General features: G+C 76.0%; 6 protein-coding genes. 2 read left to right on the top strand and 4 right to left on the bottom strand.

Going from position 1 to position 6,793, the window contains the following annotated elements:
- Positions 1 to 64: 64 nt before the first annotated feature.
- The gene (locus tag I6A81_RS34090; protein ID WP_203005869.1) at positions 65 to 268 is read right to left on the bottom strand and encodes a cold-shock protein; all 204 of its coding nucleotides are present in this window, start codon (positions 266 to 268) and stop codon (positions 65 to 67) included.
- A 666-nt stretch (positions 269 to 934) separates the two neighbouring features.
- On the opposite strand from I6A81_RS34090, the gene I6A81_RS34085 reads away from it, so the two are divergent.
- A complete protein-coding gene (locus tag I6A81_RS34085; protein ID WP_203005870.1) occupies positions 935 to 1,933 on the top strand; it encodes an AfsR/SARP family transcriptional regulator in 999 nt (332 codons plus the stop codon).
- Positions 1,934 to 2,082: 149 nt separating this feature from the next.
- Here I6A81_RS34085 and I6A81_RS34080 read toward each other — a convergent pair whose 3' ends face one another.
- Positions 2,083 to 3,327 carry a WD40 repeat domain-containing protein gene (locus I6A81_RS34080; protein ID WP_203005871.1) on the bottom strand — a complete coding sequence of 415 codons (1,245 nt, stop codon included), beginning with the start codon at positions 3,325 to 3,327 and terminating at the stop codon, positions 2,083 to 2,085.
- Positions 3,328 to 3,346: 19 nt separating this feature from the next.
- On the opposite strand from I6A81_RS34080, the gene I6A81_RS45865 reads away from it, so the two are divergent.
- Entirely contained in the window at positions 3,347 to 3,571 is a 225-nt protein-coding gene (locus I6A81_RS45865; RefSeq protein WP_203005872.1) for a hypothetical protein, read from the top strand.
- A 425-nt stretch (positions 3,572 to 3,996) separates the two neighbouring features.
- Here I6A81_RS45865 and I6A81_RS34070 read toward each other — a convergent pair whose 3' ends face one another.
- On the bottom strand, positions 3,997 to 5,262 hold the full coding sequence (locus I6A81_RS34070) for a general stress protein (RefSeq protein WP_203005873.1): 1,266 nt from the start codon (positions 5,260 to 5,262) through the stop codon (positions 3,997 to 3,999).
- Between the two features lie 581 nt (positions 5,263 to 5,843).
- Positions 5,844 to 6,632 (bottom strand): response regulator transcription factor, encoded by a 789-nt coding sequence (locus I6A81_RS34065; protein WP_203005874.1) that lies wholly within the window; start codon positions 6,630 to 6,632, stop codon positions 5,844 to 5,846.
- Positions 6,633 to 6,793: the final 161 nt, after the last annotated feature.

Below are 6,793 nucleotides of genomic sequence, written 5' to 3'. Positions count from 1 at the left end.
CGGCCCAGGGCCGCGCGCCGTCGTGGCTAGAGCGGGCTCGCGCCCGCGGTCGAGCTGGGTCGAACTAGAAGGGCTGGACCTTGTCGGCCTGCGGGCCCTTCTGCCCCTGCACGATCTCGAACTGGACGTTCTGGCCCTCGTCGAGGGACTTGTAGCCGTCCGCGAGGATCGACGAGAAGTGGACGAACACGTCCGGACCGCCACCGTCGACGGAGATGAAGCCAAAGCCCTTCTCCGCGTTGAACCACTTGACGGTTCCCTGCGCCACGAGCGTTTCTCCTTGCTGCTTACCCGGCAGACGTCCATCGCCTTCCGGCCTCGCACCGGGCGGGCGCCAGTCAGCCCGCGACCAGTTGTTCCGTTCGACGATGCATGCGGCTCATACAGCGGAGAACAGGTAACGCACACCACCCTACTACCCCGCGGCGCCAACCGTGTCCGCGCTGGCACCGCGGATGGATTTGTCCGCCCCGCCGGCCCGCGGGGCCTGGCATGGTATCACGCATTGCGCTTTTCGTCCGATGTGCAACCATAGGCCGCCTCTGGTCGGAGTCGTGCTCTTCGAAGGCGGAGGCAGCGGATCGGAGCCGTCAGCCGGGGCCTCAGCAACATCCCCGTTGATTCTCCCGCTGGTTGGCGAGAATGCCCACGGCTCGGTTGGCCTCGTGGCTGGCGACGGCCTCCCGCCAGAGACCAGGAACGCGTCGAACTCGGCCAGGAAGCGCGGCCAGGCACGGGCACGCCTGGCGGCGGGCGGCTGGGACCGGCGAGGCCGGCGGCCGCCCGACGAGGCGCCTGTCGCGAACAGGACCGGCCAGGTACACGAGCTGTACTGGCCGGGTGGCGGCCCTGGCCGGAATCGTCGAAGGGGCCGGGACTCCACAGGCGTGGCACCCGGCAGGCACGTTCAGCGCCGGGCGACGAAGGAGGCGACATGGGCCGGGCAGCTACCCCGTTCAGCGAAAGCGACATCAGGCCGCGGGGCACGGGCGGCAGCGTGCCCGCGCCGCCCGGGCAGGGCCGGCTCGAGCGCGGCGCGCCGATCCGCCCGGCGGGCCAGCGGCGGGCCCAGCCCGTGGTCGACATCCGGCTCCTCGGGGAGTTCGAGGTCCTGCTGAGTGGGGACCCCGCCGCGTCGGAACCGGTCGTGGTGCCCGTGGCGGCCTGGGGCCGCCGGCAGGCGATGTCGTTGGTCAAGCTCCTGGCGCTGGCGCCGGGACGGCGGCTGCACCGGGAGCGGGTGCTCGACGCGCTGTGGCCGGAAGTGCCCGTCGACGAGGCGGCGCCGCGCCTGCACAAGGCGGCGCACTATGCCCGCCGCGCGCTCGGCGGCGGCGACGGCGTCGTGCTGCGCGGGGAGACGGTGGCGCTGTGCCCCGACCGGCGTGTCGCGGTGGACGCCGAGGTCTTCGAGGCCGCCGCCCGGCGGGCGCTGGCCGGTGACGCCATGCCGTGGGACATCGCGGGGCCGTGGGACACCTCCGGGCCACGCGACGCCTCCGGGCCACGCGACGAGGCTCGCCGCGTCGATCTCGCCGCGGCGGCCCACGCGGCAAGCCTCTACCGCGGCCCGCTGCTGCCCGACGACCTGTACGAGCCGTGGACGTGGCCGGGCCGGGACCGGCTGTTCCTGCTCTATACCCGGCTGCTGCGGGCGGCCGGCCACTGGGAGCGCCTACTGCTGGAGGACCCAGCCGACGAACAGGCCCACCTGGCGTTGATGCGCCGCCACGCCGCCCGTGGAGACCGTCAGGGGGCGCTTCGCCAGTTCGAGCGGTTGGAACGGGCGTTGCGGGACGAGTTGGGCGTCCCGCCCGGGCCGACCGCGGTCGCGTTGCGGGCGGCCGTGCTCACCGACCTCCCGGTCGCGTCACCGATCTGGCGCCCGGCGGCCGGGCCGGTCCGCTCGCGGCGAGCCGAAGCCCTGCCATGACCGGCCGCCGCGGGAGTGGCGCGGTGGGTGCCGTCGGTTCCGGTGCCCGCGCGATCGTCGCCGGCATACCGAGGCACTGCCTGCTCGCCGCGCCGCCGCCCGCCTGACCTCGCGGGCGGCGGCGGTCACCGCGTCACCGCGTCACCGCGTCACCGCAGCCGCCACAGCCGGACGGAGTTGTCCGTTCCGACCGTGGCGAGGGTCGAGCCGTCCGGGGAGAAGGTGGCGCCCCACTGATCGGGCAGAGGCTGACCGAGCGCCACGACGTTGGCTCGGTCGGTGACGTTCCAGAGATGGACGGTGTTGTCCGACCCGTGGCCGACGAGAACCGTGCCATCCGGGGAGAACCCGACGGCCAGCACCCCGCCCACGGGGCCGGTGAGCGGCGCGCCGACGGGCGCGGGCCGGGCGAGGTCGGTGACGTCCCAGAGCCGGACCGTCGAGTCCCCGCCCGCGGTCGCGAGGGTCTTCCCGTCCGGGGAGAACGCGACGTCCCACACCCCGCTGGCGTGGCCGTCGAGCGAGTCTCCCAGGCCGGTCGGGTGCGTGGGATCGCTGACATCCCAGAGGTGGACCTCGCTGTCCGCGTCCCCCACGGCGAGGGTCTTGCCGTCGGGCGAGAAGGCCAGGCCCAGTGCCTTGGCTCCGCCGCCGAACGCCTCGCCGGCGAGCTTCGGGTCGGCGCGGTCGGCGACGTCCCACAGCCGCGTGGTCCCGTCCGAATTGGCGATCGCGAGGGTCTCGCCATCGGGCGAGAAGGCCGCGACCTGGCCCACGTCCGCGTGCTGACCGAACGGCCGGGTGAGCAGGATCGTCCTGGCGGGGTTGCTGGTGTCCAGCAGGACCGTGTTGACGGCGCCCACCGCGACCGTGTTCAGGTCGGGGGCGAAGGCGACACCGAACCAGTCAGGACCCGAGGCCGCCTGCCGGCCGATCTCGACGGGACTGCCACTGCCGTCGAGCTTCCAGAGCCGGATCGCGGCCTGGCCGCTGTAGTCGATCGACCTGCCGCCGTCCGCGACGGCGAGGCGCTCGCCGTCGTCCGAGAAGGCCACCGCGTACACCGTCCGGGCGCCGTCCGGATCGGCCGGGAGCTGCGCGGCCAGCGTCGGTGGCGCGGCCGTCAGCGCCTCGGCGGCCGTCGGTCCCTCGTCATCGCCAGCGACCAGGATCGTGAGGCCGGTCGCGGCGGCGCCGAGCAGCACGCACACCAGCAGGACGAGCAGGACGAACCCGGCGCGGCCAAGCCTTGGCTGGCGCCGCTGGGGAGCCTGCTGCCCCTGGTCGGCCGGGACCTGCGTCGGGTGGCCGCTCGTCCAGGCGCCTGTCTCCGGGGGGTACTGCCAGGGCGCGGGCCCGGAGCCGGTCCACCCGTAGGCCGGTGGTGCCGGCACGGGCGGAACCGGCGGGGACGTGGGCGTCGGACTGGCCGTCGCCCAGTCCGCGCCAGGCGGCGGGGTGGCCGCCGGCCAGTTCCCGCCGGACGGCGGCGCCGACGGCCAGTTCCCACTGGACGGCGGCGTCGACGGCCAGTTCCCACTGGACGGCGGCGTCGACGGCCAGTCGGCCCGCGGAGCCGAAGGCGTTGCCGTCGACCAGTCCGCCTGCGGAGCCGCGGGCGACCAGTCCGCCTGCTGAGCCGAGGGCGGGGCGGTTGACCAGTCGACACCCGGAGGCGCGGGCGTTCCCCACGGATGCTCGGGTGGCAGGCGGGTGGTCGCCTCGCCGGACGACGCGGACGGCCCCGACGCCGGAGGACCGGGCTGGAGAATCGTCTCGTCCGGGTCGAACGGCGTGCTCGAGGGCACGTCGGCCATCAGTTCTTCCCCCTGCCGCTGACCGCCCGACCGAGTGTTCCCCGCATGGGCGAGGCATGGTCATCTTCGTGCGACGGTATCGCATCATTCTGACGGAAAGACGCGGTCCCGACGAAAGCACCAGGGGTGGCGAGGCGCGGCCCCTGCCCCGGCCGGTCTGGGGCTCCGCGCGCCGGGCCCGGGCGCGGCTGGGCGGATGCCGGCTTCCGCCGGCGGACCGGGACGACGGCGGCTCCAACGCGACGGTCAGGGCCGCTCGTCGCGACGGACGGTTCCCGGCTCGACGGCCGTGTCCGGGGGCGCGGGGCCGGCCGCGCCCGAGCCGGTCGAACGCGCCCTGGCCGAGGCGGCGGCGGTGGTCACCGCGTCTCGGCGGACGGCGCCGGTGACCGGGAAGCCACCGAGAACCAGCGTGCTTCTGGCTCGGTCCGCGAGCTCGCTGTCGACGAGCAGGTCATAGCTTTCCGCGCGGTAGGCACGGCTGTGGGTCACCCGCTGTCGTCGGCCGCCGGCCAGCGCCTGCGCCAGCAGGCCGGCGAACAGCCCGAGGGCCGCGCCGATCAGCAGGCCCCACAGCGCGAGGGTGAAGGCCGCCCGCCACGGGTTCACCCAGTCCAGCAGGCCGAAGATCCAGCCGACGAGGACGCCGGTCACCGCGCCGGTCCCGAGCGTGCGCAGCGTCGCGTCCTTCCACGACATCCGCCCCATCGTCTCCACACTGGTCAGCCCGCGGCCGACGATGGCGGTCCGTTCCACGGGGAATCCCCGCTCGGCCAGGTAGTCGACGGCCCGCGCCGCCCACAGGTGGGTGTCATAGGACGCCACCACCTGCTGCGGCGGGAAGCGCCAGCTCAGCTCGGCTTCCTCGCCCGACGCCCGCGTTCCCGCCGCCTCGCCGGCCGCCGGCCGTTCCCCGGTGCCGGGCTGGCCCGCCGGGGTTCCCGCGGCCGCGGCCGGCTTGCCACCGGCCGGCTCGCCAGCGGGCGTCCGCGCGGGCCCGGCGGGCGCGGCCTGGTCCGGTGAGCCGCCGGGTCCGGCGGCCCAGCCGGTGGACCCGTGGCTCAACGCGGCGCGGCTTGTCGGCCCGGGATCAGGGGACTCGTCGACGTCCCCGGCGCGGAAGGCGCGCCCACCCTCACGCGCCGGCCCACCGAGGTCCCGGTACCCCCGGCCCCGAGGTCCGCCGCCCCGAAGACCCCCGTTCGAGGGGTCGCGGACGAGCGAACCGCCGTCCCCGTGCTGGTCACCGCCGTAGCCGGCGCCGCCCTGGGCGGCCCGGCTGTGCTCGCGCTCCGCGAGACGACCGCGCATCCGGTCAGCCCGGTGGGGCGGGTCGCCTGGATAGGCCCGGTCGCCTGGATAGGTGGCGGCGGCCTCCCGGTACCCACGGTCGTGGAACTGGCGGGCCTCCTGGTATCGATCGCCGCCATCCCCGGCGCCGCCCCGGCGCCGGCGGTCCCTCAGTCCCAGGATCTCGCGCCACCCCATGGCCACCACCTCTCCTCGGGCCACACCGCTCCTTCCCGGGCCGCTCCCCCCTCCCCGTCGGGAGGGCCGGGCCGGCCCGAGCGGTCACCTGATGGAGTCCCCCGGGCACCTTCCGCCAACCAGCCCCTGGGCCGTCCCCAGCGCCGGCCCAGGCCGCGAGATGGCCCGAGCAGGCGGCGCCTCGGGCCGTCCCGGGCCGCGTGAGATGGCCCGAGCGGGTGGCACAGCCGCCGACGGCCCGGGCGACGCGCGGCGGGCCACCCGCCGGGCCGGGCCGCCGAACGACGCCGACGCGGCCGGGGTAAGCGACCGGCGCCGTCGGGGCCCCGCCTGGCGCGGCGTCAGCCGACGGCGGCGCCTTTCGCCGACAAATCGGTGGTAGCCCGGATGCCCGGCCCGCCCGGACGCGCGACAGTGGTCAGGCGGGTGGGCGACGAAGGCACGGCGCCCACCCGCCGTACGCCGGGTCCCACTCGGAAGCCGGCGCCGGAGGTGGGCGTCGTTGTCGGCGGGGCCGCGGCCACGCGGGGGGCCGCCGACAACGCGTCCCGCCCCGGGTCGGGCTGGCCGCTCGGCCGGATCGGCGGTCTTCGCCCCGCGAGTGGTCAGCGGCCTCCGCCGCGCAGGTAGATGAGGACCGCGAGCACCCGGCGGTTGTCGTCGGGCTCCGGCTCCAGGCCCAGGCGAGTGAAGATGCTGCGGATATGCGACTCGACGGTGCGGGGGGTGAGTACCAGCTTGTCGCCGATCGACCTGTTCGACCGGCCCTCGGCCATCAGGGCGAGCACCTCGCGTTCGCGCGCGGACAGGGCGGCGAGCACGTCGCGGCGCCGGCGGCCGTCGAGCAGCGCCGCGACGACCTCCGGGTCGAGCACGCGGCCGCCGGCGGCGACGCGCCGGACGGCGTCCGCGAAGACCGCCGCGCCGCCGATCCGCTCCTTGAGCAGGTAACCGACGCCGGCACGCCCCGTTCTGGCGGCCTCCAGGCCGGCGGGCTCCGATCCGGCGGCGCCCGGCACGCGGGCCGCCGCCGCGTCGGTCGCCGGGCCGGCCATGGCGCCGAACAGCGCGGGCAGGTAGTGCGCCTCGAGATACTGGGAGAGCAGGAGCACGCCGACGTCCGGGTGGTCGCGGCGCAGCGCCAGCGCGGCCTCCAGGCCCTCCAGCCGGTGGGTCGGCGGCATCCGGATGTCGACGACCGCGACCTCGGGGCGCAGGCCGCGCACCGCGGCCAGCAGGCTCACCGGGTCGCCCACCTGGGCGACGACGTCGAACCCGGACCGCTCGAGCAGCCCCGCGACCGCCTCCCGGACGAAGACGGCGTCGTCGGCGAGGACCACCCGCGGCCGCGGCCCCCCGACGCCGGGCGCGGGGGCGTCGTGGGCCGCGGTCATCGGTCGGTTCGCAACGGCGGGCTCCAGATTCGGGCGTCGGGTGCCCCGTGGCCTCGTGGCGGTCCGGCGAAGGCGGCCCAGGGCGTGTCTGATGGCTCTTCGGCCGCGCGGATCGGCGCCCAGGTGGCCGCTCGCATCGACCAAGAGCCATCAGGCGTGCC

This window comes from Frankia nepalensis (genome assembly GCF_016786325.1).
In the GTDB taxonomy this organism is placed as follows: Bacteria; Actinomycetota; Actinomycetes; order Frankiales; family Frankiaceae; genus Pseudofrankia; species Pseudofrankia nepalensis.
This window is presented reverse-complemented; position numbering and strand designations above follow the sequence as displayed.

Coding starts and splice junctions, on each gene's coding strand:
- I6A81_RS34085 (WP_203005870.1), top strand. CDS start 935: ATGGGCCGGGCAGCTACCCCGTTCAGCGAAAGCGACATCAGGCCGCGG.
- I6A81_RS34065 (WP_203005874.1), bottom strand. CDS start 6,632: ATGACCGCGGCCCACGACGCCCCCGCGCCCGGCGTCGGGGGGCCGCGG.